The 25,401-nt window shown below is 61.7% G+C and carries 29 protein-coding genes; 20 read left to right on the top strand and 9 right to left on the bottom strand.

The genetic code is table 11. From position 1 onward, the window contains the following. Window positions 1–115 precede the first annotated feature (115 nt). From ACO06F_RS13280 to ACO06F_RS13255, 6 genes are all read left to right on the top strand, one after another. Complete coding sequence (locus ACO06F_RS13280) at window positions 116–1,561, top strand: UbiA family prenyltransferase (protein ID WP_421693228.1); 1,446 nt, start codon at window positions 116–118, stop codon at window positions 1,559–1,561. 68 nt (window positions 1,562–1,629) lie between these two features. Continuing rightward, window positions 1,630–2,895, top strand: a complete 1,266-nt coding sequence (locus tag ACO06F_RS13275) for an FAD-binding oxidoreductase (protein WP_421693227.1) — start codon at window positions 1,630–1,632, stop codon at window positions 2,893–2,895. A gap of 10 nt (window positions 2,896–2,905) precedes the next feature. Further along, on the top strand, window positions 2,906–3,643 hold the full coding sequence (locus tag ACO06F_RS13270) for an SDR family NAD(P)-dependent oxidoreductase (protein WP_421693226.1): 738 nt from the start codon (window positions 2,906–2,908) through the stop codon (window positions 3,641–3,643). Next, entirely contained in the window at window positions 3,643–4,575 is a 933-nt protein-coding gene (locus ACO06F_RS13265; protein ID WP_421693225.1) for an NAD-dependent epimerase/dehydratase family protein, read from the top strand. The genes ACO06F_RS13270 and ACO06F_RS13265 overlap by 1 nt, the downstream gene beginning before the upstream one ends. A 10-nt stretch (window positions 4,576–4,585) precedes the next feature. Beyond that, a complete protein-coding gene (locus ACO06F_RS13260; RefSeq protein ID WP_421693224.1) occupies window positions 4,586–5,869 on the top strand; it encodes an NAD(P)/FAD-dependent oxidoreductase in 1,284 nt (427 codons plus the stop codon). Continuing rightward, window positions 5,859–6,302 (top strand): GtrA family protein, encoded by a 444-nt coding sequence (locus ACO06F_RS13255; RefSeq protein WP_421693223.1) that lies wholly within the window; start codon window positions 5,859–5,861, stop codon window positions 6,300–6,302. Before ACO06F_RS13260 ends, ACO06F_RS13255 begins: the two co-directional genes overlap by 11 nt. Window positions 6,303–6,333: 31 nt before the next feature. Here the strand turns inward: ACO06F_RS13255 and ACO06F_RS13250 are convergent, their stop codons facing one another. The 9 genes from ACO06F_RS13250 to ACO06F_RS13210 form a co-directional block, all read right to left on the bottom strand. Beyond that, window positions 6,334–6,927 (bottom strand): SCO family protein, encoded by a 594-nt coding sequence (locus ACO06F_RS13250; protein ID WP_421693222.1) that lies wholly within the window; start codon window positions 6,925–6,927, stop codon window positions 6,334–6,336. Between the two features lie 37 nt (window positions 6,928–6,964). After that, a complete protein-coding gene (locus tag ACO06F_RS13245; RefSeq protein ID WP_421693221.1) occupies window positions 6,965–7,438 on the bottom strand; it encodes a copper chaperone PCu(A)C in 474 nt (157 codons plus the stop codon). Window positions 7,439–7,463: 25 nt separating this feature from the next. Continuing rightward, on the bottom strand, window positions 7,464–8,867 hold the full coding sequence (locus ACO06F_RS13240) for a PepSY-associated TM helix domain-containing protein (RefSeq protein WP_421693220.1): 1,404 nt from the start codon (window positions 8,865–8,867) through the stop codon (window positions 7,464–7,466). A gap of 77 nt (window positions 8,868–8,944) precedes the next feature. After that, on the bottom strand, window positions 8,945–9,319 hold the full coding sequence (locus tag ACO06F_RS13235) for a hypothetical protein (RefSeq protein WP_421693219.1): 375 nt from the start codon (window positions 9,317–9,319) through the stop codon (window positions 8,945–8,947). Window positions 9,320–9,405: 86 nt separating this feature from the next. Further along, the gene (locus tag ACO06F_RS13230) at window positions 9,406–9,612 is read right to left on the bottom strand and encodes a hypothetical protein (RefSeq protein ID WP_421693218.1); all 207 of its coding nucleotides are present in this window, start codon (window positions 9,610–9,612) and stop codon (window positions 9,406–9,408) included. A gap of 15 nt (window positions 9,613–9,627) precedes the next feature. After that, a complete protein-coding gene (locus ACO06F_RS13225) occupies window positions 9,628–10,254 on the bottom strand; it encodes a transglutaminase-like cysteine peptidase (protein WP_421693217.1) in 627 nt (208 codons plus the stop codon). 141 nt (window positions 10,255–10,395) lie between these two features. Further along, complete coding sequence (locus ACO06F_RS13220; protein WP_421693216.1) at window positions 10,396–10,875, bottom strand: two pore domain potassium channel family protein; 480 nt, start codon at window positions 10,873–10,875, stop codon at window positions 10,396–10,398. 2 nt (window positions 10,876–10,877) lie between these two features. Continuing rightward, on the bottom strand, window positions 10,878–11,861 hold the full coding sequence (locus ACO06F_RS13215; RefSeq protein WP_421693215.1) for a lipase family protein: 984 nt from the start codon (window positions 11,859–11,861) through the stop codon (window positions 10,878–10,880). A gap of 76 nt (window positions 11,862–11,937) precedes the next feature. Further along, a complete protein-coding gene (locus ACO06F_RS13210) occupies window positions 11,938–12,312 on the bottom strand; it encodes a hypothetical protein (protein ID WP_421693214.1) in 375 nt (124 codons plus the stop codon). A gap of 260 nt (window positions 12,313–12,572) precedes the next feature. Here ACO06F_RS13210 and ACO06F_RS13205 point away from each other — a divergent pair, with 260 nt between their 5' ends. From ACO06F_RS13205 to ACO06F_RS13140, 14 genes are all read left to right on the top strand, one after another. After that, window positions 12,573–13,139 (top strand): DUF4142 domain-containing protein, encoded by a 567-nt coding sequence (locus ACO06F_RS13205; protein ID WP_421693213.1) that lies wholly within the window; start codon window positions 12,573–12,575, stop codon window positions 13,137–13,139. 32 nt (window positions 13,140–13,171) lie between these two features. Then, window positions 13,172–13,978, top strand: a complete 807-nt coding sequence (locus ACO06F_RS13200) for a hypothetical protein (RefSeq protein ID WP_421693212.1) — start codon at window positions 13,172–13,174, stop codon at window positions 13,976–13,978. A gap of 27 nt (window positions 13,979–14,005) precedes the next feature. Next, window positions 14,006–15,196, top strand: a complete 1,191-nt coding sequence (locus ACO06F_RS13195; RefSeq protein WP_421693211.1) for an aminotransferase class V-fold PLP-dependent enzyme — start codon at window positions 14,006–14,008, stop codon at window positions 15,194–15,196. A gap of 64 nt (window positions 15,197–15,260) precedes the next feature. After that, on the top strand, window positions 15,261–16,436 hold the full coding sequence (locus ACO06F_RS13190; RefSeq protein ID WP_421693210.1) for an ROK family transcriptional regulator: 1,176 nt from the start codon (window positions 15,261–15,263) through the stop codon (window positions 16,434–16,436). Then, on the top strand, window positions 16,433–17,224 hold the full coding sequence (locus ACO06F_RS13185; protein ID WP_421693209.1) for an ATP-binding cassette domain-containing protein: 792 nt from the start codon (window positions 16,433–16,435) through the stop codon (window positions 17,222–17,224). Before ACO06F_RS13190 ends, ACO06F_RS13185 begins: the two co-directional genes overlap by 4 nt. Before the next feature lie 31 nt (window positions 17,225–17,255). Beyond that, the gene (locus tag ACO06F_RS13180) at window positions 17,256–18,299 is read left to right on the top strand and encodes a sugar ABC transporter substrate-binding protein (protein WP_421693208.1); all 1,044 of its coding nucleotides are present in this window, start codon (window positions 17,256–17,258) and stop codon (window positions 18,297–18,299) included. 126 nt (window positions 18,300–18,425) lie between these two features. Next, complete coding sequence (locus ACO06F_RS13175; protein ID WP_421693207.1) at window positions 18,426–19,424, top strand: ABC transporter permease; 999 nt, start codon at window positions 18,426–18,428, stop codon at window positions 19,422–19,424. Then, window positions 19,421–20,191 (top strand): SDR family NAD(P)-dependent oxidoreductase, encoded by a 771-nt coding sequence (locus ACO06F_RS13170; RefSeq protein WP_421696683.1) that lies wholly within the window; start codon window positions 19,421–19,423, stop codon window positions 20,189–20,191. Before ACO06F_RS13175 ends, ACO06F_RS13170 begins: the two co-directional genes overlap by 4 nt. Window positions 20,192–20,293: 102 nt before the next feature. Further along, a complete protein-coding gene (leuC, locus tag ACO06F_RS13165; protein ID WP_421693206.1) occupies window positions 20,294–21,703 on the top strand; it encodes a 3-isopropylmalate dehydratase large subunit in 1,410 nt (469 codons plus the stop codon). 204 nt (window positions 21,704–21,907) lie between these two features. Then, the gene (locus ACO06F_RS13160; RefSeq protein ID WP_421693205.1) at window positions 21,908–22,060 is read left to right on the top strand and encodes a hypothetical protein; all 153 of its coding nucleotides are present in this window, start codon (window positions 21,908–21,910) and stop codon (window positions 22,058–22,060) included. Window positions 22,061–22,070: 10 nt separating this feature from the next. Further along, window positions 22,071–22,481, top strand: coding sequence for a metallopeptidase family protein (locus ACO06F_RS13155; protein ID WP_421693204.1), 411 nt, complete (start codon window positions 22,071–22,073; stop codon window positions 22,479–22,481). 237 nt (window positions 22,482–22,718) lie between these two features. Continuing rightward, window positions 22,719–23,675, top strand: coding sequence for an N-acetyl-gamma-glutamyl-phosphate reductase (gene argC, locus ACO06F_RS13150; protein WP_421693203.1), 957 nt, complete (start codon window positions 22,719–22,721; stop codon window positions 23,673–23,675). Between the two features lie 11 nt (window positions 23,676–23,686). Beyond that, window positions 23,687–24,292, top strand: coding sequence for a 3-isopropylmalate dehydratase small subunit (leuD, locus tag ACO06F_RS13145; RefSeq protein ID WP_421693202.1), 606 nt, complete (start codon window positions 23,687–23,689; stop codon window positions 24,290–24,292). A 152-nt stretch (window positions 24,293–24,444) separates the two neighbouring features. Then, on the top strand, window positions 24,445–25,392 hold the full coding sequence (locus ACO06F_RS13140) for an AEC family transporter (protein ID WP_421693201.1): 948 nt from the start codon (window positions 24,445–24,447) through the stop codon (window positions 25,390–25,392). Window positions 25,393–25,401: the final 9 nt, after the last annotated feature.

The following is a 25,401-nucleotide window of genomic DNA, read 5'->3' as shown; positions in this document are numbered from 1 at the left end:
GAACGTTGCAAGCTGAAGTTGATTTGGTTACAAGCGTCGAGTCAAATGATCAATCAGGCACGTCATGCCATCCGACGCTGTGAACATAAGGAGCGCCCTCCGGGAGGAGGAATACGTGGAAAGCGCACGGGCGAGCCTGAGCGTGACACGGGCCGTTCCCATTGTTGTGGCAATGGAAAGCGCGAGCTTTTCGTCTCCAGTTTACGAATGGCTGATAATTGCTCTGTTTTGGCATCCGCAGAAACTGCTGCGCGTTCTTCCGCGGGTCCTCTCGGTCAGCAGCGGCTCACTTGCAAGCCTGCTCCCTACCAACTTCGATTTTACCAATCATCCATTGCCCCTGCGTCAGGACCTGTTGCAGTGGCTAACTGAGAGGGCGGCGGCAGGGCACGCAATTCACCTTTGCTCCCCTGCCGCAGGGGGCGTGCTTGACCAGCTTTCACAGAGAATAGGGGCGTGCGGTTCTGTGGCACCCCTTGCCGATGTTCCCCCAGGTTCAGCCCGCGCGTCCTACCTGCAGCGCCATTTCCCCGATGGCTTCATCTATGTTGGAGATGAGAGGACCGACAGTGCCGTTTGGAGGGCAGCCGATGGGATCGTCCTCACAGGCCATGCACACACCGGAGAACATCAGCCGAAAGGCCAGGACCGCCCCGTGCTGGCCGCCTTCCCCAATCCACAGCTGACTCTATCCGATATCCTGAAAGCGGTGCGCGTTCATCACTGGTCGAAGAACCTACTCCTGTTCTTCCCGCTTATCCTCTCTCACCAATGGCACAATGTTCATCTGATCTTTCAGACAATCGCCGCATTCCTTTGCCTTCTCGCCGTCACCTCCGCCACCTATCTGCTGAATGACCTGGCGGATCTTAAGGCTGATCGCTTGCATTGGGCCAAGCGCCATCGTCCCCTTGCGAGTGGCCGGATGACGGCCTGCTTTGGCGTCTTCTTGGCTTTTGCACTGCTGGCCGCCGGCGTGTCCGGCGCGCTGCTGATTTCCACCTCCTTCGCGGCGGTGCTCCTTACTTACCTTTTACTTACTCTCGCCTACTCGGTCCGGCTTAAATCTATCCCCCTGCTGGATACTCTAATCATAGGCCTGCTCTTCACCTTGCGGCTCGTCATGGGATGCACCCTGATCGAGAACCCGCGGCCTGCCTGGCTTTTGACATTCAGCGTATTCTTCTTCTTCTCCCTCGCCGTTGCAAAGCGCCACACGGAAGTCCTGCGCGCCGCCGGAAGCGTTACGGCGGTCCTCCAGAGCCGCGGCTATCAGCCAGAGGACAGCCCGCTTACCCTGGCACTTGGTGTGAGCGCCGCATTGGCGTCCCTGGTCGTCTTTTTCATTTTCATCCTGCTGGAGATGCTGCCGGCAAAAATCTACGAACGGCCGGAATTTCTCTTTGCCATTCCCATCGCCCTTGCGATCTGGATGGGACGCGTCTGGCTCTTGGCTCATCGCGGAGAGATGAAGGATGACCCGGTGAGCTTCGCCCTCAGGGACAGCTGCAGCCTTGTCCTCGGTGCCGTCGTCGCAACAGCCTTCATTCTGGCTCTATGAGCTGTTTCCGGCAGCAAGACCGGGTCTCGTCATGGGGAGGTGTCCAGCATGCCCCTCACTATGTGGCGATGCCTCTCTGGCGTGATGAGACAACAGGGCTTGTCTCAAGCCAGGCACGGCTGGGCCGGCCGCTTCTCGCCACGGGATTTCGCCGCTCCTATGGCGACAGCTGTCTCAATACGGGCGGTGCACTGCTTGACATGACGTCGCTTGCCCGGATCATGGCCTTTGATCCGTCAACAAGGCTGCTGCGCGCTGAGGCCGGCGCCTCGTTTGACTTGATGCTCCAGCTGATCGTGCCTCGGGGTTTCTTTCTGCCCGTCGTGCCGGGCACCCGTTTCGTGACATTGGGCGGCGCCATCGCCAATGACGTTCATGGCAAGAACCACCACCGGAACGGAACATTGGGACGGTGGGTGAAGCGCCTCATGCTCCTGCGCAGCGATGGCCAGGAAATTGAACTGACACCCGATGATCCCACAGGTCTGTTCCAGGCCACGATCGGCGGGCTCGGCCTCACCGGCATCATCCTCTGGGCGGAGATCGAGACAATTCCAATTGCGTCATCCCTGATTGAAGTGGAAACTATTCCTTTTGAGGGCATCGGTGAATTCTTCCGGCTGGCGAAGGATAGCGAGACAGGTTACGAGCACAACGTTGCCTGGATCGACTGTGTTGCGGGCGGAAAGAATCTGGGCCGGGGTATCTTCACGCGCGGAAATCACGCTCCGTCCGGCCCGCGCGACGTAACGGCCCGCGCGCCGAAGGCCTCCGTTCCCTGCAAACTGCCCGGCTATGTGCTGAATCAGCACACGATGGGTGCTTTCAATTCGCTCTACTTCAATGTCAGGAAGCATCGAGCCGGACCTGACACTGTCTCCATGCTTTCATTTTTCCACCCCCTCGACGGGGTCGGACACTGGAACCGGATTTATGGTCCTCGTGGGATGTACCAATACCAGTCCATCATTCCGCCCGCATCGCAGGAAGAGGCGACGTGTGAGATGCTCAAGACCATTTCGGCCAGCGGGCAAGCCTCGTTTCTCGCTGTCCTGAAGACCCTCGGACGGCTGCCGTCTCCGGGCCTCCTCTCTTTCCCGCGTGAAGGCACGACTCTCGCGCTCGACTTTCCAAATCGCGGCGAAACCACGTTGCGGCTGATGGCGCGGCTTGACGAGATCGTGCTGAAAGCCGGAGGCCGGCTTTATCCCGCAAAGGATGGCCGCATGCCGGCCCGCATGTTCAAGGCAGGCTATCCGGATTGGGATCGCTTTGCGCCCCACATTGACCCCGGTGTGCGATCGGATTTCCTGGCGCGGGTCACCGCCACATGAGGTTACGCCATTGAAGATCGTCATACTTGGTGCCACGTCCTCGATAGCGGCGGCCACGTCGCGCCTCTACGCAAAGGACGGTGATACGATTCTCCTCGCTGGCCGCAATGAACGGCGGCTCCAGGAAACGGCGGCAGATCTCCTGGCGCACGGTGCCAGCCGGGTGGAGGTGGCCGTCACCGATCTCTCGGATCCCGCGAATGCGCAGGCAAGACTGGCGGGGTTTGGCGAGATGATCGGCGGGATCGACCATGTGCTGCTCGCCTATGGGTCCCTGGGCGACCAGGCTGAGGCCTCGCAGGACGAGGAGGCGGCTGCCGATATTCTGCGGATCAACTTCACCTCGGCAGCCGCATGGGCGCTGGGCGCGGCCAATCTGCTCGAACAGCAGGGACGTGGATCTCTCGTGGTGTTCGGCTCCGTCGCCGGCGACCGCGGCCGCCGCAACAACTTCGTCTATGGAGCCGCGAAGGCTGGCCTCGCAGCGCTGACGGAAGGGATATCGCACCGCTTTGCCAACAGGGGGCCGCGGGCGGTACTGATCAAAATCGGTCCGACCATCACGCCCATGACCGCACATATGAACAGGCAGGGCCTGCTCTGGGCCAAGCCTGAACACGTGGCGAAAATCATCCATGCACGGGCCGCCTCAGGCGGGACGCTCGCCTATGCACCGGGATACTGGCGTTTCATCATGGCCATCATCCGCAGTCTCCCGAATGCGGTGTTCAACCGTCTGGACATCTGATGCCGAAGATCGTGATCACCGGTGCCGCAGGCCTGGTGGGGCAGAATGTCATTGCACGCCTGAAGCAGATGCCTGGCATCTCCATCACAGGAATTGACATGCATCCCTCGAACACCGCACTTCTGCGCCATCTCCATCCGGAAGCCGAGGTGATAGAGGCAGACCTCTCGAGGCCCGGCACCTGGGAAGAGAGCTTCCGCGGAGCAGATGCCGTTCTCATCAGCCAGGCGCAGATCGGCGGACTGGACCCTGCGGATTTCTCCCGCAACAACGTCACGGCCACCGAAAACATCGTGGCCGCCATGCGCAGGCATGGGGTGCCTTACTTCATTCATATCTCCTCATCCGTCGTCCACTCGACGGCGGATGATTTCTATACACGCTCCAAGTCAGCACAGGAGCGCTATGTCGCCACCGTCTCCGATATTCCGCATCTGGTGCTGCGTCCGACGCTGATGTTCGGCTGGTTCGACCGCAAGCATCTGGGCTGGATCCGCCGCTTCATGGCCCGGACACCCATTTTCCCAGTCCCCGGAAACGGCGAATACATCCGCCAACCCCTCTATGTGGGTGACTTTGCCCAAATCATCATATCAGCACTCCAGAGCCGGACGATCGGCATATTTGATATCTCGGGTCTCGAGAAGATCGGCTACCTCGACCTCATACGGATGATCCGCAGCACCGTGAAATCCCGCACGATCATTCTGCGCATTCCATACTGGCTCTTCTGGTGGATGCTGCGGGTCTATGGCGCGGTGAGATCGAACCCGCCTTTCACGACGGCGCAGCTCGAGGCCCTCGTCATCCCCGAAACCTTTCCGGTGATCGACTGGCCGGACCTCTTCGGCGTCACACCGACTCCGCTGCGGACGGCGATCGCGGAGACCTTTCTCAACGCAGACTACAGCGCCGTCAGGCTGGATTTCTAGGAGAGCACTCATGGCAAATGTCATCGTCATCGGTGCTGGCGCCATGGGGCTTGCGGCTGCGCATCGCGCATTGGCGCTCGGGCACAAGGTAACCGTTCTCGAAGCAGCGGCCGAAGCCGGCGGCATGGCGGCGCACTTCAAGCTGGGTGACCTCTCGATTGAACGCTTCTATCACTTCATCTGCAAGGATGACCACCCGACATTTGCCTTGCTTGCGGAACTAGGTCTCGTGCAAGAGCTCCGCTGGCGGACGACCTCCATGGGATATTTCGTGGAGGGCGGACTTCACCCATGGGGAACGCCCCTGGCTCTCCTCCGCTTTCCACATCTGCGCCTGATCGAGAAATTGCGCTACGGGCTTCTGATGTTCATATCGGCGAAGCGGCGAAGCTGGAGGTCGCTCGAATTCATCACGGCTGCGGAGTGGATAACGCGCTGGTGCGGACGGAACGTTTACAACAAGCTCTGGAGGCCTCTGTTCGATCTGAAATTCCATGAGTATTCGGGCAATATATCTGCGGCCTGGATATGGACCCGGATCCGCCGCCTCGGGCGCTCGCGCCGCTCTCTTCTGCAGGAGGAGTTGGGCTACATCGAAGGCGGCACAGAAACACTGGTGGACGCACTCGTCAGCGCCATAGAGCAAAAGGGCGGAACAATCAGGCTGGGTGAAGAGGCCTTTCGCATCCGTATCGCCGCCAGCCGTGTCACCGGCGTCGAAACACCATCGCGTTTCCTCTCCGCCGATGCTGTGATCTCCACCGTGCCAACGCCCTATGTGAGCCGCATGGTCCCGGACCTGTCCCCGGCGTCGCGCGCCGCCTATGACGGAATTGCCAATATCGGCGTGGTCTGTGTCGTCTTGCGGCTCAAGCGGTCCGTAACGCCGCATTTCTGGGTGAACATCGCGGACCCTGATATACCGATCCCGGGCATCATCGAATTCTCCAACCTGCGCCCGGCCAGCGGTGGGGAGGCTGTTGTCTATGTGCCCTACTACATGCCGGTGACCAATCCGCTGTGGGCACGGGATGATGAGAGTTTTCTCTCAGAAGCCATGGCCTGCCTCTCCAGAATTGCGCCCGCCATCACGGCTGATGATCTCATCGCCTCCCATGTCGGCCGTTTGCGCTATGCGCAGCCCGTCTGCCCGCCGGGCTTTGCAGCACGCCTCCCGGCTGTCGAGACGGAGATCGCCGGACTGCAAATCGCCGACACATGCTTCTACTATCCAGAAGACCGCGGCATCGCCGAAAGCATCCGGCTTGGCCGGGCAATGGCCGATGCGGTCTAACCTCCTAAGGCCCGCTTCGGGTGAACGCGAGCGGTTCATCCGCTTCGTGCTCACAGGTGGCGTCGCAGCGGCAGCGAACATCGGTTCCAGCATTTTGTTCCGCATTGTCATGCCCTATCAGGCCGCGATCACGCTGGCGTATATCATCGGCATGACGACGGCCTTCATCTTGGCGAGGCTGCTGGTTTTCGACGCCCGCACGAGCCCCGCTCATGGCCAGTATATGCGCTTCGCCGCTGTCAATGCGATTGCCTTCGTTCAGGTCTGGCTGGTGAGCGTGGGTCTCGCCTTCATCATATTTCCCTGGCTGAACGTCACTTGGCACGCAGAGACGCTTGCCCACGTGATCGGCGTGATGAGCCCGATTGCATCGAGCTATTTCGGCCACAAGCATTTTTCATTCAGGCCGGAGAGCAAGTCGAAGCGGGAGTGAGGCTGGGACCGTTGGCGAAGGGGAGCCTTCCTCACCCACCCATAAGCCGCTCGAGCTTCGCGTCGCGCATGGTGCTTGCCTCGTCATAGGACAGTGTTCCTGAGAAGCGGCCGCTGGCATCGAACAGGAAGATCGAGGCGGTGTGATCCATGCTGTAGCTTCCATCGCTTGAGGGCACCTTGGCGTAATAGACGCGGAAGTCCTTGGCGAGCTTCTGCAGCTGGGCCTGATCGGGAACCAGCGCTTCGATACGCGGATCGAAATTCGCAAGATAGTCCTTCAGCACCGGCAGCGTGTCACGCTCAGGGTCCACGGTCACGAAGAACACGCGGAAGTTCTTCGCCTTGCTGCCCAGCTTTGCGAGGCTGTTGCTCATCTCATAGAGCGTGGTCGGGCAAACTTCGGGGCAGTGGGTGAAGCCGAAGAACATGGCATAGGGCTGGCCTTCAAGCGTCCGCGAATCGACCTCGCCTCCTTTGGTGGAGGCGAGGACGAAGGGTCCGCCGATACTCATGACAGAGGATTGTGAACTCTGTTCGCGCTGGACGGTCACGTAAACCGCTCCGAGAACGAGAACCCCTGCGAGCAAGGCAGCCGCTGCGGCGATGAGCCTGGAGGTTTTCATGCTGTGGATGATCCTTTCTGGCAGGGGTTTCGAGACGTCAGTTCGTATGGGCGTCCGGTGCGGCCACCTCGAAATCGACCTCCACCGTTCCAGCCCTTTCGAAGGTGAGGGTTCCGCTGAATTCCTCCCCCTCCTCGAGCTTCTCACTGACGCCGATGAACATGACGTGCAGCGATTTTGGCTTCAGCGCCACCGTCTTGCCAGCCGGAATGAGGATGCCCCCGGGCAGTTCCGCCATCTTCATGACGTCGCCCACCATCTTCATTTCATGGATCTGCGTGGTGGGGCTGATCTCGGCGGTAACCTTGATCAGCCTGTCATCCTGCTTGCCATTGTTGGTGATGGTCATGAAGCCCGCAACGACACCCGTTCCGGTGGGCGATGTGCGCGCCCAGGGGTGTCCGATGACGAGTTCACCGAACTTGATCTCATGCGACTGGGCATTGGCCACGCCGAAGATGGAGCCCGCGGTGAGGGCCAATGCGAAGGTGATTTCCTTGATAAGTTTCATCTGTCTGTTTCCTTGAGTTGGAGGTTCAGGCGCTGTGCGCGCCGGCTTCCTTGAGGCGCCGGGGAAGAAAGGTGTCGATGGCCGCGAACAGCAGCAGGGCAGCGCCTCCCAGGGGAAACGCGAGGCCGAGGATGACGGCGATGATGGCAACGCCGATCCCCAGCCGGTACTGGCGCGGATAGCGCGGAGCGGCGAATTCACCGGCTGGCCGCCGTTTCCACCACATGACCACGCCCGAGACGCATGAGAAGATCACCAGCAGGCAGAACAGCGCATTGAGCACCACGTTCCACCAGCCCAGCTGTCCTTCATGCAACGCGATGCCAACCGCCATGAGCTTGCCCGCCAGCGGATAATCCGCGAAACGCACATCGGCCAGCACCTGGCCCGTATACTGGTCCACATGGACGGTCCGGTCCGCCGTGGGGTTGGCGCTGTCATAGCTCATGGAATCCTGGCTGAGCGTCCAGACGCCGGTATCGCCCGCGGGAGCTGTCACCTGAAAGCGGCCTTCGAATCCGAGGTCCCGCCCCAGCGCCACGAGCGATTGCGGCGCGACGGCGGTGCCATGAGGAACACCCGTGATACCGGCGGAGGAGCCTGATTCCGGCATCGGCGCCTGCTCCAATGTCCAGGGCACCTCCTTCATGGAATCATGGTTCATGCTGGCATGGGTTGCATCCGAGAGCGGAACATTGTCCCATTTGGCGGCGGGAAACGTGCTCCAGGCCTGAACGAACTTTCCACCCCAGACTCCGGCCCAGGAGAGCCCGGAAATCAGGAAAAACAGCAGCACGACGGAGATGCCCGCCCCAACCGACTGGTGCAGCGAACGCCAGAGCGCGCGGCCACGGAGCGCAAGGTTGGGCAGGAGCGAGGAGAGAACCCCGCGGCCGTCACGCGGCCACCACAGGTAAAGCCCGGTCGCCAGCACGATGATACCAAGGCTTGCTGCGGTCTCGATCAGGAAATCCCCAGGCCCTCCATCGCCGCCCAAGAGCAGCTTTCCATGAACGTCGCTCATGAAGGCTTTCCAGGTGCCAGCCTCCACGGTGTCCCGCAGAATGGTGCCGGAATAGGGATCCACTGCCAGCATGCGGTTGACGTCACCGGACTTGATCTCAACCAGTGCTGGACGATCCGCACCCCAGGGGGTGACATATTTCCCCAGCGTGCTGCCGGGCTCGGCGGCGAGAGCCTTGTCCACTTGCTCGGATACGCTGAGCGTCTGCGGGCCGGGCGTCACCTTCAGCCACTCGCCATATTCGGGTGCAACGCCCGTGACGAAGAGAATGACGAGGCCGGACACGGCGAGGATGGTCAGAAATGGCGCCACGAAAAGCCCGGCATAGAAATGCCAGCGCCAAACGGCACGATAGAAATAGCTACGGGCCACAGCGTCTTGCTGCGGCAAGGTGATGGACGACATGGAATGGTTTTCCCCTCGGGATCGGTGAAGACGACAGGGCGCTGTCTTTTGACCGCCCCCTTTTCAGCTCAACAGGATCAGGACAGGGAGGGTGGCCCGCGTGGTGGACTGGCGTCGAGAAGCGCCCGGAGCGGAGGCGAGAGACTCAGGGTCTGGGAAGGCTGGGGAACCGCAACGGGGCGCGGAACAGCCGCGAAGGCAGGGGCCGCTGCGCCGAGTGCCGGGCTGCAGCTGGGGCAGCCGCTGCTGCACAGAATGCAATGCTCATGCGGTGACTGGTGAGACCCGCCACCACCCTGCTGTGACCCGTCCTTTCCGCAGACGGAAAGCTGTATGTCACGATCGAGTGCTGCGGAGGCAGAAAGCGCCTGCTGCGGCACAAGGCCCAGCAGTACGGGAAGCACAAATGCGAACAGCACCGCGTGGATGAACCAGCGGCGCTTCTCCCTCAATTGTGCAATGTACCCCCAGCGCATCGCGCCAATTAAGCCGCCGGACTTGAAAATGTCCAGCCTCCCATCGGTCGCAGTGGCTTCCCTCAGCCGCCGGCGATGGCGGAGAGCGCCCTGATCAGGCTGCCGTGGCCCGTATCCTGGCCTGCCAGCGCCTGCAGCATGTCCTGGTGCTGGGCCGCGACGATTGCGGCTGAGATGGCAACACCAGCGACGGCCCGGCGCACCCACTTGCTGTAGCAGAACAGCGCGAAGGCCAGAGTGGAGAGGAGGCGGAAGGGGAACGTCAGCATGGGGTCAATCCGTTCTTACTTGCTGGCCGTGCCGGCAATGGCGGAGCCACCGCGAGCAGGCTCGAGTGAAACCCAGCGGCGCGGATCCTGGGCCGACTGGCGCTTGAGCAGCGTATAGCCCGTGGCCGACCAGCTGCGGATGTCGTTGCGGCGGTTGTCCAGAATATAGTCGCCCGAATTTGTGGTGAGCGTCAGCACTGCGTGGCCGTCACCATGCTCGTCCAAGACCACGGTAATGCGGAGGGCGTCGGCGGGAAGGCCCTTGGAGAGCAGGATCTTCTTCTTCAGCAGCACCACGTCTTCGCAGTCTCCGGCATCCGTGGGGATCGTCCAGTATTCTGGCGTGCCGTAGAGCGTATCGTCGGTCACGGGGGCAATAGCGCCGTTAACGAAGGCATTGACCATGCGCACCAGCAGCCACTTCTCTTCCGTCATCGACACGCGGCGCTGATGGTTGGTGCCGTCACGGCAATTTTCGGGGTTGCGCTGGCAGAACTCGACGAAGCCGATGGGCGGAAGGGTTTCGGAATATTCCTTCGCGAAAGGTGCGGCCTTTTGCTGAAGCCCGCCGGCCATGGCGCCGGTGGCGAGCATCAGCAGCGTGCCCAGCAACACTGCCACTCCCTTACCGATCGTCCCCATGTTCCTGCCCCAGCGCATATCGTTAATATGGGGTAAACATGCCTCGGAGGCGCAAAACCGGCAATCGTAAACGAAAAGTTAAGTTAACGGCCGTGGCGGAAAGGGGGCGGCACGTGGCTCAAATGTGACGGATGGGAAAGCTCAGTGATGCTCGCGATGGGCTTCGGCCCGGTCGAACTTGCCGATATCATGCATCATGTTGACGAAGACAGAGGCGGTCCAGCCGAAGTTGAACAGGCCCGAAATGGCAATCACCGGCCCGATCAGCCGCCACGGCTTCGGCAAGCTCACCGTGTCATCGCCCAGCGTGGTGTAGTTCTCGAGGACGAAGAAATACGTATCCCGCAGCCCGGGAATGAGCCCGCCCTGCCAGATCGGAATGGCCCACAACAGCGTGGCGATCAGGTGCAGGCCGGCGAGCGTGGCAATCGCCCCCACAACGATGAAGTTATAATGCCAGGGCGCCGCCTTGTTGGCGTCCGCAGCCCAGGCGAAGCTGAAATGGCGGTAAACCAGGCGCACGCCCAGGCTATGCATCAGGATGACTGCCGTCAGGATGACGAGACCCAGCAGCAGTTCGAGCAACGGATAGGTGGCAACAAGGGTCTCGGCAGGAGACATCGTCAGTTGGGGAGGTTGACGTTGGTCTGGCCGAGCTTGGGCTTCGCCTTTGCCTCGTAACGTTCGCGGTCGTTGTAATCGACCTCATGAGCGCCCTTCAGCTTGGGCGCGATGCGGGAGATGTAGATGCCCATGTGATGATCCTTGATGTCGGCGACACCCAGGTCGCGCCAGAATTCGCCGATGGCCAGCTTGCTCGCATCAGGCGCCGGCAAATAGACGAAATCGGGGCCGGACAGCAAAATCACCTCGGGGCCCACATGGTCATAAGGTCCGAGCTTCTTGTTGACCACGATGCCGGGTGGCAGCAGGGGCACCATGTCATTCTCGTCCACCACCCGGTACAGCGGCAGGAAGGAGAGCTGCTTCACGCCTGACGTGGTGGTGAAGCGTGGCTGCCCGAAGGTCATGATCTTCTCGACCTTGAAGCCATCCTCCGTCGCATAGATGCCGAGGATCGCCGCCACGGCACCGCCCATGGAATGGCCCACCAGATAGGTCCGGTAATCCTTCTTGAGATAGGGCAGCGCATCCGCCCAGACGGCGCGTGCGTCCTGGTCGAAGCCGGTGTGCACGGGAATCTTGATGCTGCGGTCTTCGCGCACCTTGACGGAGAAATCCTGCGTCAGGTTCAGCTTGTTCGCCGTCCCGCGCACCACAAGATACTGTGTTTTCGCCTGATCATCCCGCTCGATGAAATACTGGACGTCCCGCTTGGCCGGCGTGGCCACCCGGATGGTCTTGGGATAGGCGGTGCGGATCTGGGCGGGAGGCGAATAGGCAGCCTGCGCACGGTAGGCATAAGTGTTGATCGAGGCAAAATCGACCTTGGCGGGATAGACCTGGGAGCCGAGCGCCTGCAATTCCTGTTTCGGCAGGCTGGCACAGCCAGCGGCCAGCGCCACACACAGAAAAACGGCAGCCGCCCGGCACACAGCCAGCCGCGGCAAACCAACGCTGATTTGCGTGAATTCCAAAGCCTTCATAACCCCATCCAACCTGAGGCCCACCTTGGCGCGCGGGCGCGACTGCGTCAATCGCGCCAATGGCGAAAACGGGGTCTCAGTTCTGTGCGAGATCGGTGCGGCGGAACTTCAGAGATTGCCCGTCCTTGCCATTGGCCACATACCACCCGCCCTGCTGGATAATTTCGCCACAATGGGCCTTACCCTTGGTCCATTTGTCGAAAGACACGCAAAGGGCCGAGCCCCGCATGTACCAGTGACCGGTGTCCTGCTGGCCATAGGCCACCCCATTGAGGCTGCCGCCGCGCGTTCCAGAGAAGCTGACGCGATAGCCCTTGACCTGGGCCTCGAACTGGCCGGGGAAGAGCTTGGTCACATCCGAACGGGCAAGCGGCGCCGCCTGTGCCAGGGCAGAGGAGGAGAGAGCCGCAGCCCCGATCAGGGTGGCTGCGAGGGCGGTGCGAATGGTCATGACAATAGGATCCCCTGTTGCGGCAGGTGAGGCCTCAGGCACCACTTGCGCTGTGCGTGTGTTGGGCCGCCATTTGGCACCCCCGTTTGTTGAAAATATGGGGATGGCGTGGCGGGATGTCCATTGATGTAAGTCAAATCGGACATAACAACACATCTTATGGTTGTAGGTCCCGTCATGGCTGCTGTTGTTCGCTCCGGAACCAATGGGCCGGTGGTGCCTTTTTCCCAGCACTGCAAGCTTGTTCAGGAGCCATACTTATGAAACGTCCCATAATATTCGCAGCAGCTGCTCTGCTGCTCTTTACTGCACCTTCCTTTGCGCAGGACACGGCGGCCCCGGCCAATGACGCGGGAACCGTCGCCCTGGAGCAGATGTCGAAGGTGACCCGGGCCCAGGATTTCGCAATGCTGGCGGCGACCTCCGACATGTTCGAAATCCAGTCCGGTGAAATGGCACAGAAGCAGGGTGGAAACCCGGGCGTCCAGGAGTTCGGCGCGCATCTGGTCAAGGACCACAGCATGTCCACCGCTGAGCTGACGAAGATCGTGGAGGCGGAAAAGCTGGACGCTGCATTGCCTGCGAAGCTGGACCCGCGCCATCAGGCAATCGTCGACAGCCTTCAGGACGCCAAGGCCGAGGGCTTTGACGCCGCCTTCCTTCAGTCGCAGATTCAAGCGCATCGGGAGGGGATCGCCCTGTTCGAGGCCTATGCCCAGAACGGGGACAATGCGCAGCTCAAGGGCTTTGCGCAGAAGGGGCTTCCGGTGCTGAAACAGCACCTCGCCATGGCGCAGACGCTCGCAGGCATGGCCACCACGCAGTAAACAGAGGCCGTTCCGCATGCTAGGGATGGGGGATGTTGAAATCCTCCCCCTTTCCCGCTGCGGGTTACCTGCGTTTTCCAACCGATGAGAGTCTCCTCGCATGGGCGCGACACGCGAGGCCCTTTGCCGAAGCCGCTGCCAAGGACGAAACCCTTGCCCACTGGCTGCGCTGTGCCGGGACCTGGTTTGTTGGTGTCGATACACTACCTAATGACTCGGAGGGCCGGGTTAACAGCGGCCCGCCACTGGCCGGCGCGGCGATCGATCTCATCCGGAAAACGCCAGGTCTGTGGCTTCCGTTGCACCGCGCCCAGATTTCGGTCTGCTACCCCGATTATCCACAGCCTTCTCCAGATGAAACGGACACGGCCTATCGCTTCCGCCTGAAGCGCGATGCGGCGCATGTGGATGGCCTTCTGGCGGAAGGGCCGGACCGGCGGCGCTATTTGCGGGAGCCCCATGCCTATATCCTGGGGATCGGCCTCACGGCGCAATCGCCAAATGCTGCCCCGCTTACGGTTTGGGAGGGTTCGCACGTCATCATGGGAGAGATGTTCGCAAAGGTCTTCGCCGGGCATCCGCCTGCGGTCTGGCGGGGAATCGACGTGACCGGCCCCTATCAGGCCGCGCGGCGAGAGGTTTTTGACAGCTGCCGCAGAGTGGAAATTCCTACTGGCCCCGGAGAGGCCGTGCTCCTCCACCGCCACCTGCTGCATGGCGTAGCTCCCTGGGGTGAAGAAGCGACCGGCGAAGCCCCAGGCCGGATGATCGCCTATTTCCGGCCGGAATTCACGGATGTTTCTGACTGGCTTGATCAGGCCCCTCCCGGCGCGCGATAAGCTTTGCGAAACAGGGGAGAACCGGCCTTGAGCATTTATGCCGATTTGGGGGTGCGCAGCCTCATCAATGCCAAGGGACCCGCCACGCGCCTTTCGGGCGGCATCATGCGGGCCGAAGTGGCGGCCGCCATGGCAGAAGCGTCGCGCGCCTGTGTGGATATGGCGGACCTTCAGGCAGCTGCCTCCCGCGTGATCGCGGAGGTAACGGGTGCAGAGGCAGGCTATGTCGCCTCCGGCGCCTCCGCCTGCCTGCTGATCGGGGCGGCAGCCTGCGTGACCGGGCTCGACCCCGGCCGCATGGCCAAGCTTCCGGATACCACGGGCATGAAGGATGAATGCGTGATGGTGCGCAGCCAGCGCAATTTCTATGACCATGCCATCCGCGCCACCGGTCTGAAGATCGTCGAAGTGGGCTTGCCGGACCGCTATGCCGGCGCTGGCGTTCGCGATGCCGAGGCCTGGGAGATCGATGACGCCATAACAGAGCGCACAGCAGCCGTCTTCTATGTGGCCGACGCACAGGCCAGGCCGTCCCTTTCCGACGTCATTCGCGTGGCGCATGCCCGGGGCGTTCCCGTCATTGTCGATGCTGCGGCCCAATTGCCCCCGCAGGAAAACCTGAAGCGTTTCATTGCAGAGGGGGCGGATCTCGTAGCCTTTTCTGGCGGCAAGGCGCTGGGCGGGCCGCAGGCAAGCGGGCTTCTCGCCGGCAGGCGCGAGCTGGTGATGGCTGCAGCACTTCAGCACCTCGATCTCGACGTTTTCTGGGACATGTGGGAGCCGCCCGCCACGCTGATTGACAAGGCACGCTTGAAGGGCGCGCCCCAGCACGGCATCGGCCGCAGCTGCAAGGCCGGCAAGGAAGAGATCGTTGGAGTCCTGACCGCGCTCCGCCTGTTCATTGCCGAAGGGGATGCGCCGCGCCATGCCCGCTGGCTGAAGGACTGCGAAACCGTGGCGACAGCACTTGAAGGCTATCTGGTCACCGTCATGGGCAGCAATGACACGGCGTCTGTGCCAAGCGTCGAGATCACGCTCGACCCGGAAAGGATCAGCGCCCGCGATCTATGCCTCCGCCTGCAACATGGCGAACCCGCCATAGCCCTCGACCCTGCGCAGCGTGACCGCAGCATCGTGACCGTGAACCCCATGTGCCTTGGGCCCGGTGAAGCGGAGATCGTGGGCCGGGAAATCCGCCGGGTGCTCGATGAATTATAAAAACCAATTGCATTATTTAGAATTCGGCGCATGATCCCTGTCAAAAGAACAGGGTGGAAACGGCATGGTCTCCCTGAAGGGGACGAACCAGGAATTCGGACGGCCTTACAACCGGCGTATCGTTCTTGAAGCGATCCGCCGGCACGGGCCGGTCGAACGTGCCGACATCGCCCGCCGGGTTGGCCTGACCGTACAGACCGTTTCCAACATCATCCGCGAGCTGGAAGAGCTCGATCTCGTCACCTTCTCCCGGGCCCAGCCCAAGGGGCGCGGCTCTCCTGCGACGAGCCTCACCCTAAATCCGTCCGGCGCCTTTGCCGTGGGATTGAGTGTGACGCCGCGCGGCATCGAGGCTGCCCTCGTCGATCTTGCCGGAACGCTGATTGCGGAAGAACAGTTGCTGCTGGCCCAGCCGGGGCCCGAATGGGCCTTCACCGAGGTCGCACGGCTGATGAAGAGCTTCCGGGAGAAAATCCCCGGCCGACGGTTGCTGGGCGTGGGTCTTGCGATGCCGGGCCCCTTTGACATTGACAGCATGAGCTTCGTCGGCCCCACCACGCTCGAAAGCTGGCGCGGCATTCCCGTCGAACAGAAACTGGCCGAGGCCACGGCCCTTCCCGCCTTCATCGAGAGCGACCATGCCGCGGCGGCGCTGGGTGAATGCCTTTATGGCGCCGGCCGCGAGGTGCGTGATTTCTATTATCTCTACTTCGGTGTGGGTCTCGGCGGCTCCATGGTGCAAGACGGGCTTCCCGTGCGCGGAGCAAGGCGCAATGCGGGTGAAATCGGTCATGTACCCATGGTGGTGAACGGCAGGCCGTGCTCCTGCGGCAACCGCGGCTGCCTTGAGCGCTACCTCTCGCTCGAGGCCTATGCGCGGCGGGAACCCATCATCGGGCGCGCCGCCTGGATCGAGGAAGCAGCACCCCTGCTGCGCAATGCCGTTGTCACCATCGAGAATCTGTTCGATCCGGACACCATCGTCATCGGCGGCATCGCCGAGGATGAAATGCTGCAGGAACTGATCGCTGCGGCAGAACCGCTGCCCACCTCCGTCGCTGACCGGAAGGGGCGCACCGAACCCCGCCTCATGCGCTCGAAGAGCGGACTTGATGCGGTTCTGCGCGGGGCGGCCTCGCTCGCCTTCGCGGGCGCGCTTTCGCCGCGCTTCGGCACATTGTTCGCTCAGCCGGAAGGCCCCGACAAGGATCACATCTTCGCAAGGAGGCATGTTGCATGAGCTATCCATCCCTCCTGCAGCTTGACGACATCCGCATGAATTTCGGCGCCATCGAAGCATTGCGCGGCGTATCTTTTTCGGTGGGCAAGGGTGAAGTGGTGGCTCTCCTGGGGGACAATGGGGCTGGCAAATCCACCCTCGTCAAGATCATCTCCGGCGGTCTCAAAGCCACGGCGGGGCGCATGGTGTTCGAAGGTGAGGACAGGTTCTTCGCCACGCCTGCGGACGCAAAGGCCGAAGGAATAGAAACCGTCTACCAGGACCTCTCGCTCTGCACCAATGTCGATGTCGTCGCCAATTTCTTCATGGGCCGTGAGATCACGAAGAAATGGCTGGGCTTCATCCCCGTGCTGCAGGAAAAACAGATGGAGCAGGCCGTGGCCGCCGCCTTGAGCCATGCCGGAACACGCATTCCGTCGCTGCGCACCAATGTGGAGCATCTCTCGGGCGGGCAGCGCCAGGCGATCGAGCTGAACCGCTTCGCCCATTGGGGCGGAAAGCTCGTGCTGCTGGACGAGCCCTTCGCGGCGCTTGGCGTTGAGCAGACCAGGCGCGGCCTCGATCTCATCAAGCGCATTGCTGCACAGGGGATCGGCGTCATCATCATCACCCACATCATGCAGCAGGCCTTCCAGGTGGCGGACCGCATCGTGGTGATCCGCCAGGGCCGCGTGGCGGGTGATGTGCCAACGAGACAGACAAGCCCCGACGAAGTCGTGGGGCTCATCACTGGCGAGGCCCTGTTGAGCCAAGCCCAAGAAGCGAGGCCGAACGGCCCCACCCCATGAACAAGAAGATAACCCACCAGAGGAGACGTAGATGAACCGAATTCGCAGATTGCTGACCGCGTCCATTGCCATTGCGGCAGTGGGGCTGGTCTCGCCCGCCTTCGCCCAGTCCAAGGGCAAGATCTTCTATATGGTGCCGACACTTCTGGACGAGTTCCAGACGGAATCGGTCTCTGCCATCACCAAATTCATGGGTGACGTGGGCTATGAAGTCGTAACGCTGAACGCCGACAACAAGACCGACGTGCAGCAGGGCCAGATGAACGACACGATCCTGCAGAAGCCGGCGGCGATTGTCCTGGCCGCAGTGGACTTCAACGCGCTTGCACCCTCGATCGAGAAGGCACGCGCCGCCGGAATCCCTGTGATGATCTTCGACCGCCAGATCACCTCGACACCTTCGGACCTCACCTCGGTTGCCGGCACGGTCGAGATCGGCCATGTGGCGGGCGATGAGATCGAGAAGCTGCTCAAGGCCAAGAACGGCGCGGTGAAGGGCAAGGTGCTGCAGGTGCTGGGCGATCCGTCCGACCCCTACACGCTGGACATCCAGAAGGGCTTCGAAGAGAAGATGAAGGCGTTCCCGGACGTGACCATCATCTCGCTGCCCGCCATGCAGTGGGAAGCCTCCAATGCCGGAACCATCGTCTCCGACCAGCTGGTAGCCAACCCCGACATCGACCTGATCTTCGTCCATGCCGCTCACCTCGCGGTGGCGGCAGTGGCCTCGCTCGAAGCCAAGGGCAAGAAACCGGGTGACGTGATGCTGGTCTCCTCCAACGGCGCACCCGTCGGCCTCGACCTGATCCGCAAGGGCTGGGAGAACGTTGAGGTGGAGCAGCCGCTCTATGCCCAGGCCGCGGCCCTCGCCATGTTCGCTGACAAGGTGGTGAACAAGCAGGAGATCAAGCCCGGCACCTACAAAGTGCTAGGACTGGATTCCGTGCTGACCAATGAAAGCTGGGGCCCCAACATCAAGATCCCCGGTGCGGCCATCACCAAGGACAATGTGGATGAAGCCCGCTTCTGGGGCAATCTGAAGGCCCCGGCCGACAAGATCACGCCGGTAGAGTAAGCTCCTTCCACTGTCCACAACAACAGCCGTCATGCCAGCGAAAGCTGGCATCCCGCTTCTTCCTGGATGCCGAAGCGGGATCCCAGCCTTCGCTGGGATGACGGCGCTTCAAGAGTGTCGCGTGACATGACATCTCCCCGCCAGCGGGCCATCACCGAATTCGTTCTCGATCACCTCGTCTGGTTCATGCTGGCGGTGGTGCTGATTGCCTTCTCGATCTTCGTGCCGAATTTTTTCCAGATCGGCATCTTCGCCAATATCGTGGAGCAGTCGACCTTCGTGGGCGTGATGGCGATTGGTCTGGCCATTGTCATCATCGCCGGCCACATGGACCTGTCGGTTGAATCGACGGCCGCACTCGCCGCCATGATCACCGGCATGCTGTTCTGCTCGCGCGGCATCGGCATGGGATTGGCGCTAACGCCCGAATGGCTGGTCATTCCGGTTTCCCTGATCATCTCGCTGGCCGTGGGGGGCGTGATCGGCTGGCTCAACGGCTTCTTCACCATCAAGCTCAAGATGAACGCCTTCATCGTGACGCTCGCGTCGTACATCTGGGTGCGCGGCCTCGTGGTGGCAATCTCTGGCGGGCGCTCGGCGCAGGACCTGGCGCCGTCGCTGCGCTTCATCGGCATCCAGCAATTCATCTATGTGCCGCTGATTGCCTGGATTGCGATCCTCTGCTTCGTGGTCTTCTCCTTCATCATGAGCCGCACGCCCTTCGGCCGCCACATCACGCTCATCGGCGGCAATGCGGTGGCGGCCTTCCGCGCCGGCATCAAGGTGGACCGGCTGATGTTCATCTCCTTCATTCTCGCAGGCGCCATTGCGGGTCTCGCGGGCTGGCTCCTCGCCATCCGCACGAGCGGAGCCACCGCCAATCTGGGCTCCGGCATGTTGTTCAACGCCTTCGCCGCCGTCGTCATCGGCGGGGTGTCGCTGAAAGGTGGCGTGGGAAAGCTCCCCGGCGTTTACGCAGGCGTGCTGCTGCTCTCCTCCATCCATACAGCCATTAATCTGATGGGGCTTCCTGCACATTACACGCAAGTGATCCTGGGGCTCCTCGTCTTGGCCGCGGTGCTGCTCGATACATTGAAACTCCAGATCCGCCAGAGGTTCGCATAATGGGAAGACTAGACGGCAAGGTGGCGCTGGTGATCGGCGCCGCACGCGGCATTGGCGAGGGCGTGGCCCAGCGCTTTGTGGAGGAAGGTGCCCGCGTGGTCATCGCCGACACCGAAGTCGAGGCCGGGAAAGTGACCGCGGCACGCCTCAAGGGCCTCTTCATCGAAACCGACATCTCGCGCCTCGACCATGCCCAGCGCGCCGTGCAGACGGCGCTCGATGGCTTTGGCGGCCTCGACATCCTCGTTCAGAACGCCGGCATCTATCCCTGGACGCTGATCGAAAACACGAGCCCCGAGGAGTGGGACAAGGTGCTGGCCGTCAACCTCAAAGGCACCTTCCTCGCCGCCCGGGCAGCACTCCCCCACATGAAGGCCAAGAGATCGGGCCGCATGATCTTCACCTCCTCGATCACCGGCCCCCGCGTGACGAGCCCCGGCCATGGGCACTATTCGGCGAGCAAGGCCGGCATCAACGGCTTCATCAAATCCGCCGCCCTGGAGTTTTCGGGTTACGGCATCACGGTCAACGGCATCGAGCCCGGCAATATTTTGACCTCCGGCATGCAGATGCACCGCTCGGAGGCCTTCATCAAATCCATGGAGGCCGCCGTGCCCTTGGGCCGCTTGGGGACCCCGAAGGACATCGCCAACTGCGCCTTGTTCCTGGCCTCGGAGGATGCCTCCTACATCACCGGCACGACCATCATCGTTGATGGCGGCCAGACACTCCCCGAGGGGGCGGATTTCAGGATCAATCCGGATTGAAGGTGAAAGCGCATTGCTGCCTCCCAGCCCCCGGGGTTTGACTTCACTCCCCGACGCGCTAAATACGCCCAAAATCCATTCTTTTCGAAGGCGAGTACCCCGATGGCCAAGCCGCGCACCCTCTATGACAAGATCTGGGACGATCATCTGGCCCATGAGGCCGAGGACGGAACGGCGCTGCTCTATATTGACCGTCACCTCGTCCATGAAGTGACGAGCCCGCAGGCCTTCGAAGGCCTGCGCATGACCGGCCGCAAGGTGCGCCACCCGGAGAAGACCCTGGCCGTGGTCGATCACAATGTGCCGACGACGGACCGGTCCAAGGGCATCGCCGAGGATGAAAGCCGCATCCAGGTCGAAACCCTGGCCAAGAACGCGGCGGAATTTGGCGTCAAATACTTCAACGAACTCGACAAGCGCCAGGGCATCGTCCACGTGGTGGGCCCCGAGCAGGGCTTCACGTTGCCGGGCACCACCATCGTCTGCGGTGACAGCCACACCTCGACCCATGGTGCCTTCGGGGCGCTCGCCCATGGCATCGGCACCTCGGAGGTGGAGCATGTGCTCGCCACCCAGACGTTGATCCAGAAGAAGGCCAAGAACATGCTGGTTCAGGTCGATGGCAAGCTGCCCAAGCACTCGACTGCCAAGGACATCATCCTGGCCGTCATCGGCGAGATCGGCACGGCGGGCGGCACCGGCTCCGTCATCGAATTCGCGGGCGAGGCGATCCGCGAGCTTTCGATGGAAGGCCGCATGACCGTCTGCAACATGACGATCGAAGGCGGTGCGCGTGCGGGCATGATCGCGCCTGACGAGAAGGCCTATGCCTATCTCGAAGGCCGCCCCATGGCGCCCAAGGGCGAGGACTGGGTCAAGGCGCGGCGCTATTGGGAAACCCTCCACACCGATGAGGGCGCCCATTTTGACCGCGTCATCACTCTTGATGCCGCAAGCCTGCCGCCGATCGTGTCCTGGGGCACATCGCCTGAAGACGTTGTCTCGATTGCGGGCGCCGTTCCCAATCCGGATGAGATCGCGGATGAGGGAAAGCGCCAGTCCAAGTGGCGGGCCCTCGAATATATGGGTTTGAAGCCCGGCACGAAGATGACGGATGTGGAACTCGACGTCGTGTGGATCGGCTCCTGCACCAACGGCCGCATCGAGGATTTGCGCAATGTGGCGCGGGTCGTTGAGGGCAAGAAAGTGTCGGACCGGCTGGCCTATGCGATGATCGTTCCAGGCTCCGGCCTGGTGAAGCAGCAGGCGGAAGCCGAGGGTCTGGACCAGATCTTCCGCGCCGCCGGCTTCGAATGGCGCGAACCAGGCTGCTCCATGTGCCTCGGCATGAACCCGGACCAGCTGAAACCCGGCCAGCGCTGCGCCTCAACGTCCAACCGCAACTTCGAAGGCCGCCAGGGCTACAAGGGCCGCACCCACCTGCTCTCGCCCGAAATGGCGGCGGCGGCTGCCCTTGCGGGCCGGTTCGTCGATGTGCGGACCCTGGGTTAATCATTCATCAACTTCAGATTGCTTAATCAACCAGAACCACGTGAAAGCGTGGTTTTGGTATCCAAAGCTTAACCGTAAAATCGCAAACTGTGATGCACGTCATTAAGGGTTGCTGAATGATGCGGTAGGCTTTATGTCACCGGCGTGGCGAAAGAGTGATTCCGACGTTAAGGGCCGGCGCCAATATTTCGAGTGGGGGTTTCAGTGGGTACATCTGTTCAGGCGGACGCAAAGTTTCTGCGCCGCATCTTTTTGGGCCTCGTGTTGCTGACGCTGGCGACCGGCGCCATGGCCGGTTTTGCCACGGTGCACGCAATGACGGGCACACCCGGCACCTGCACCACCTTCTGCGACTGACCTGCTGCCCATGGCGGAGCACCGGCTCTCGGGCCTTTCCGCCCCATCCCTGAATGACATCGAACAGCTTGCGGCGGCGGCTTTTGCGGGCCTGCCGGAAGGTTTCCGTGCGATGTGTGGCCAGGTCATCATTTCCGTTGCCGATTTCCCGTCGGACGACGTCCAGAAGGAGATGGACGCCGGCCCCTTCGATCTTTTGGGCCTGTTCCAGGGCGTAGGGCTGGCACATGACGCAGCAACGCCCGAGACGGGGCGCATGCCCAACATGGTCTTCCTCTACCGCCGCGCCATTCTCGACTATTGGGCCGAGCATGACGAAACCCTGGGCGACATCGTCACCCACGTCCTCGTTCACGAGATCGGCCACCATTTCGGGCTCTCGGACGATGACATGTATGGAATTGAGGACAGCATCCCCTGAACGTGAAGAAGCCAGCCGTGGAGGGGGACACGGCCGGCTTCTCGATCACTGCGCGTTCCGGTGACTTCAGTTTGCAGGGGATGGGGGAGACCGGTACCCGCAGACTAAGGAGACCAGATCATTCGGTCTCCCTCTGCCAAGGAAAACAGTTAAGCAGAGGTTAAGGTTCCAGCCGATCTGCATGAAAAGGGCCCTTCATGTTGCAGCCCTGTGCCTTCCCCTCTATATGGGCGCGTCATGACCAGCATTTTCATCGATGGCGAGGCAGGAACAACCGGCCTCCAGATCCGCGACCGTCTGAAACACCGGACGGATGTTTCGCTTGTCTCGATTGTGCCTGAACGCCGCAAGGATCCGGCAGCCCGGCGCGAGCTCTTGAACAGCGCGGACATTGCCATCCTCTGCCTGCCGGACGATGCGGCAAAGGAGGCGGTCGCCATGATCGACCCAGCCTCCAGGACCCGCGTCATCGATGCTTCAACCGCCTTCCGCACCGCCGAGGGCTGGGCCTATGGCATGCCGGAGCTCTCGAGCCTGCACCGCACCAAAATCGCCAGCGCGCCACGTGTCGCCAATCCCGGCTGTTATCCGCAAGGCCTGATCGCGCTTGTCCGCCCGCTGATCAATGCCGGCATCCTGTCGCCTGACTACCCCGTGACCTACAATGCCGTGTCCGGCTACTCGGGCGGCGGCAAGAAGATGATCGAGGATTATGAGGCCAAGGGCGCTGCCGCCATCCCCTATCACCCCTACGGCCTCACCTTCGCGCACAAGCATCTGGCCGAAATGCAGGTCTATGCCGAACTCGCCCATGCGCCCATCTTCCAGCCCGCCGTCGGCAATTATGCGCAAGGCATGATGGGCGCAGTACCCATCTTCACCGATCTTTTGGCGAAGAAGGTGAAGGGTCAGGAAATCCGGGATTGCCTGGCCGTCACCTATGCCGGTGAGCCCTTCATCGAAGTGGCACCCTTCACAGGCGAAGAGCGTGGCGCGGACATCAACCCTGAAGCCCTGAACGATACCAATCGCATGCGGCTTCACGTCTTTGCCAATGACCACCGTGGCCAGGTGCTGCTGATGGCGATCTATGACAATCTCGGAAAGGGCGCATCTGGCGCTGCTGTACAGAATCTCAACCTCATGATTGGCGCCGAGGAATCCCTCGGTACCGACCTTCCCCAAGCTGCCTGAGGACAAAGCACATGCAGAAGTTCGAAATGCTTACCGGTGTCGCCGCCCCATTGAACATCGTCAATATCGACACCGACATGATCATCCCCAAGCAGTTCCTGAAGACGATCAAGCGCACGGGGCTGGGCAAATCCCTGTTCTTCGAAATGCGCTTCACCCAGGACGGCAAGGAAGTGCCGGACTTCGTGCTGAACAAGCCGGCCTACCGCAAGGCGGAAATTCTGGTGGCCGGCGATAATTTCGGCTGCGGCTCCTCGCGTGAGCATGCGCCCTGGGCGCTTCTGGACTTTGGCATCCGCTGCGTGATCTCCACGAGCTTTGCCGACATCTTCTACAACAACTGCTTCAAGAACGGCATTCTGCCGATCAAGGTTTCGCCGGAAGACCTGAAGAAGCTCATGGATGACGCCGAGCGCGGGGCGAATGCCACCATGACCATCGATCTGCCCGCTCAGGAAATCCGCGGGCCCGATGGCGGCACCATCAAGTTCGATCTTGACCCCTTCCGCAAGCACTGCCTGCTCAATGGGCTCGATGACATCGGCCTGACACTCGAGAAGGCCGCCTCCATCGACAGCTTCGAAAAGAAGCAGGCACAGAGCCAGCCCTGGCTCTGACGCCAGTGCCCACACCGAATGGCCGTCATCCCAGCGCAGGCTGGGATCCAGCTTCTTCCACCGTCCATGCTGATAGAAAGCGGGATCCCGGCCTGCGCCGGGATGACGGATATAAAATGCGCGTGGGATTAACTCTTCTGGCACGTCTCTAAGTGGACTCGATCCTCACCACCGTCCTGCCGGTCTTCGGCATGATTGTGCTGGGTTATGGCTTCACCCGTGCGAAGATCTTCGATGCCGCGGCCGGGCGCGGCATCACGCTGTTCGTCTTCAACGTTGCGATCCCGGCCCTGCTCTTCAAGACGGTCGCCACCATGGGCCCGCAGCAGGGGGCGCCATGGGGATTGTGGCTCGCCTTCTTCGGCGGGCTTGCCGTCACCTGGGTGGCGGCGGGTTTCGTCTCGCGCTTCGTGCCCTCGCTTGACTATTCAGGCGGTGCGGCGGCCTCCATGGCGGCGGGCTTCGGCAACCTGGCCTTGCTGGGAACACCCCTGGCGCTTGCCCATTTCGGCCAGCAGGTGGCGATCCCCCTCGGCATGATCCTGTCGATCCATGCGCCCATCCTGTGGTTCACTGCCATGCTGCACCGGGCGCTGTTCCAGACGACGGGTGGTTTCTCGATCTCCCGCACCGCCAAGGACCTGTTCCGCGCCCTCGCCACCAATGGGATCGTGCTGGGATTGCTCGCGGGCACGCTTTGGCGTCTGACGGGGCTTGGCCTGCACCCGGTCTTCGGCACCATGTTCGACATGCTGGCGGATGCCTCCGTGCCAACCGCCCTTTTTGCCTTGGGCGTATCGCTTGCGGGCTATTCGCTCAAAGGCTCCTGGAGCGGCATGTTCACGCTCATTGCCCTCAAAATGGTGCTGATGCCGCTCCTCGTTTTCCTGATGGTTCGCTACGTGGTCTCGATCCCGCCGCTCTGGGCTGAAGTGGCCGTACTCTTCGCCGCCATGCCGACGGGTGCCAATGCCTTCCTGTTCTCGCAGCGGAACGAAGAGGCAGTGGCCGCCGTCTCCGGTTCCATCGCCCTTGGAACGGGTTTGGCGGCCGTCAGCGCCTCTGTCCTGCTCTATCTGATGGATGCGGGGATGCTTTAGCCGCTCAGG

It is taken from the genome of Aestuariivirga sp., assembly GCF_965227715.1.
In the GTDB taxonomy this organism is placed as follows: domain Bacteria; phylum Pseudomonadota; class Alphaproteobacteria; order Rhizobiales; family Aestuariivirgaceae; genus Aestuariivirga.
Note: the sequence above shows the minus strand (reverse complement) of the source record. Positions and strands in the feature narration are given on the sequence as shown.

Coding starts and splice junctions, on each gene's coding strand:
- ACO06F_RS13275 (WP_421693227.1), top strand. CDS start 1,630: ATGCCTCTCTGGCGTGATGAGACAACAGGGCTTGTCTCAAGCCAGGCA.
- ACO06F_RS13265 (WP_421693225.1), top strand. CDS start 3,643: ATGCCGAAGATCGTGATCACCGGTGCCGCAGGCCTGGTGGGGCAGAAT.
- ACO06F_RS13260 (WP_421693224.1), top strand. CDS start 4,586: ATGGCAAATGTCATCGTCATCGGTGCTGGCGCCATGGGGCTTGCGGCT.
- ACO06F_RS13255 (WP_421693223.1), top strand. CDS start 5,859: ATGCGGTCTAACCTCCTAAGGCCCGCTTCGGGTGAACGCGAGCGGTTC.
- ACO06F_RS13250 (WP_421693222.1), bottom strand. CDS start 6,927: ATGAAAACCTCCAGGCTCATCGCCGCAGCGGCTGCCTTGCTCGCAGGG.
- ACO06F_RS13245 (WP_421693221.1), bottom strand. CDS start 7,438: ATGAAACTTATCAAGGAAATCACCTTCGCATTGGCCCTCACCGCGGGC.
- ACO06F_RS13240 (WP_421693220.1), bottom strand. CDS start 8,867: ATGTCGTCCATCACCTTGCCGCAGCAAGACGCTGTGGCCCGTAGCTAT.
- ACO06F_RS13230 (WP_421693218.1), bottom strand. CDS start 9,612: ATGCTGACGTTCCCCTTCCGCCTCCTCTCCACTCTGGCCTTCGCGCTG.
- ACO06F_RS13225 (WP_421693217.1), bottom strand. CDS start 10,254: ATGGGGACGATCGGTAAGGGAGTGGCAGTGTTGCTGGGCACGCTGCTG.
- ACO06F_RS13220 (WP_421693216.1), bottom strand. CDS start 10,875: ATGTCTCCTGCCGAGACCCTTGTTGCCACCTATCCGTTGCTCGAACTG.
- ACO06F_RS13215 (WP_421693215.1), bottom strand. CDS start 11,861: ATGAAGGCTTTGGAATTCACGCAAATCAGCGTTGGTTTGCCGCGGCTG.
- ACO06F_RS13210 (WP_421693214.1), bottom strand. CDS start 12,312: ATGACCATTCGCACCGCCCTCGCAGCCACCCTGATCGGGGCTGCGGCT.
- ACO06F_RS13205 (WP_421693213.1), top strand. CDS start 12,573: ATGAAACGTCCCATAATATTCGCAGCAGCTGCTCTGCTGCTCTTTACT.
- ACO06F_RS13200 (WP_421693212.1), top strand. CDS start 13,172: ATGTTGAAATCCTCCCCCTTTCCCGCTGCGGGTTACCTGCGTTTTCCA.
- ACO06F_RS13190 (WP_421693210.1), top strand. CDS start 15,261: ATGGTCTCCCTGAAGGGGACGAACCAGGAATTCGGACGGCCTTACAAC.
- ACO06F_RS13185 (WP_421693209.1), top strand. CDS start 16,433: ATGAGCTATCCATCCCTCCTGCAGCTTGACGACATCCGCATGAATTTC.
- ACO06F_RS13180 (WP_421693208.1), top strand. CDS start 17,256: ATGAACCGAATTCGCAGATTGCTGACCGCGTCCATTGCCATTGCGGCA.
- ACO06F_RS13175 (WP_421693207.1), top strand. CDS start 18,426: ATGACATCTCCCCGCCAGCGGGCCATCACCGAATTCGTTCTCGATCAC.
- leuC (WP_421693206.1), top strand. CDS start 20,294: ATGGCCAAGCCGCGCACCCTCTATGACAAGATCTGGGACGATCATCTG.
- ACO06F_RS13155 (WP_421693204.1), top strand. CDS start 22,071: ATGGCGGAGCACCGGCTCTCGGGCCTTTCCGCCCCATCCCTGAATGAC.
- argC (WP_421693203.1), top strand. CDS start 22,719: ATGACCAGCATTTTCATCGATGGCGAGGCAGGAACAACCGGCCTCCAG.
- leuD (WP_421693202.1), top strand. CDS start 23,687: ATGCAGAAGTTCGAAATGCTTACCGGTGTCGCCGCCCCATTGAACATC.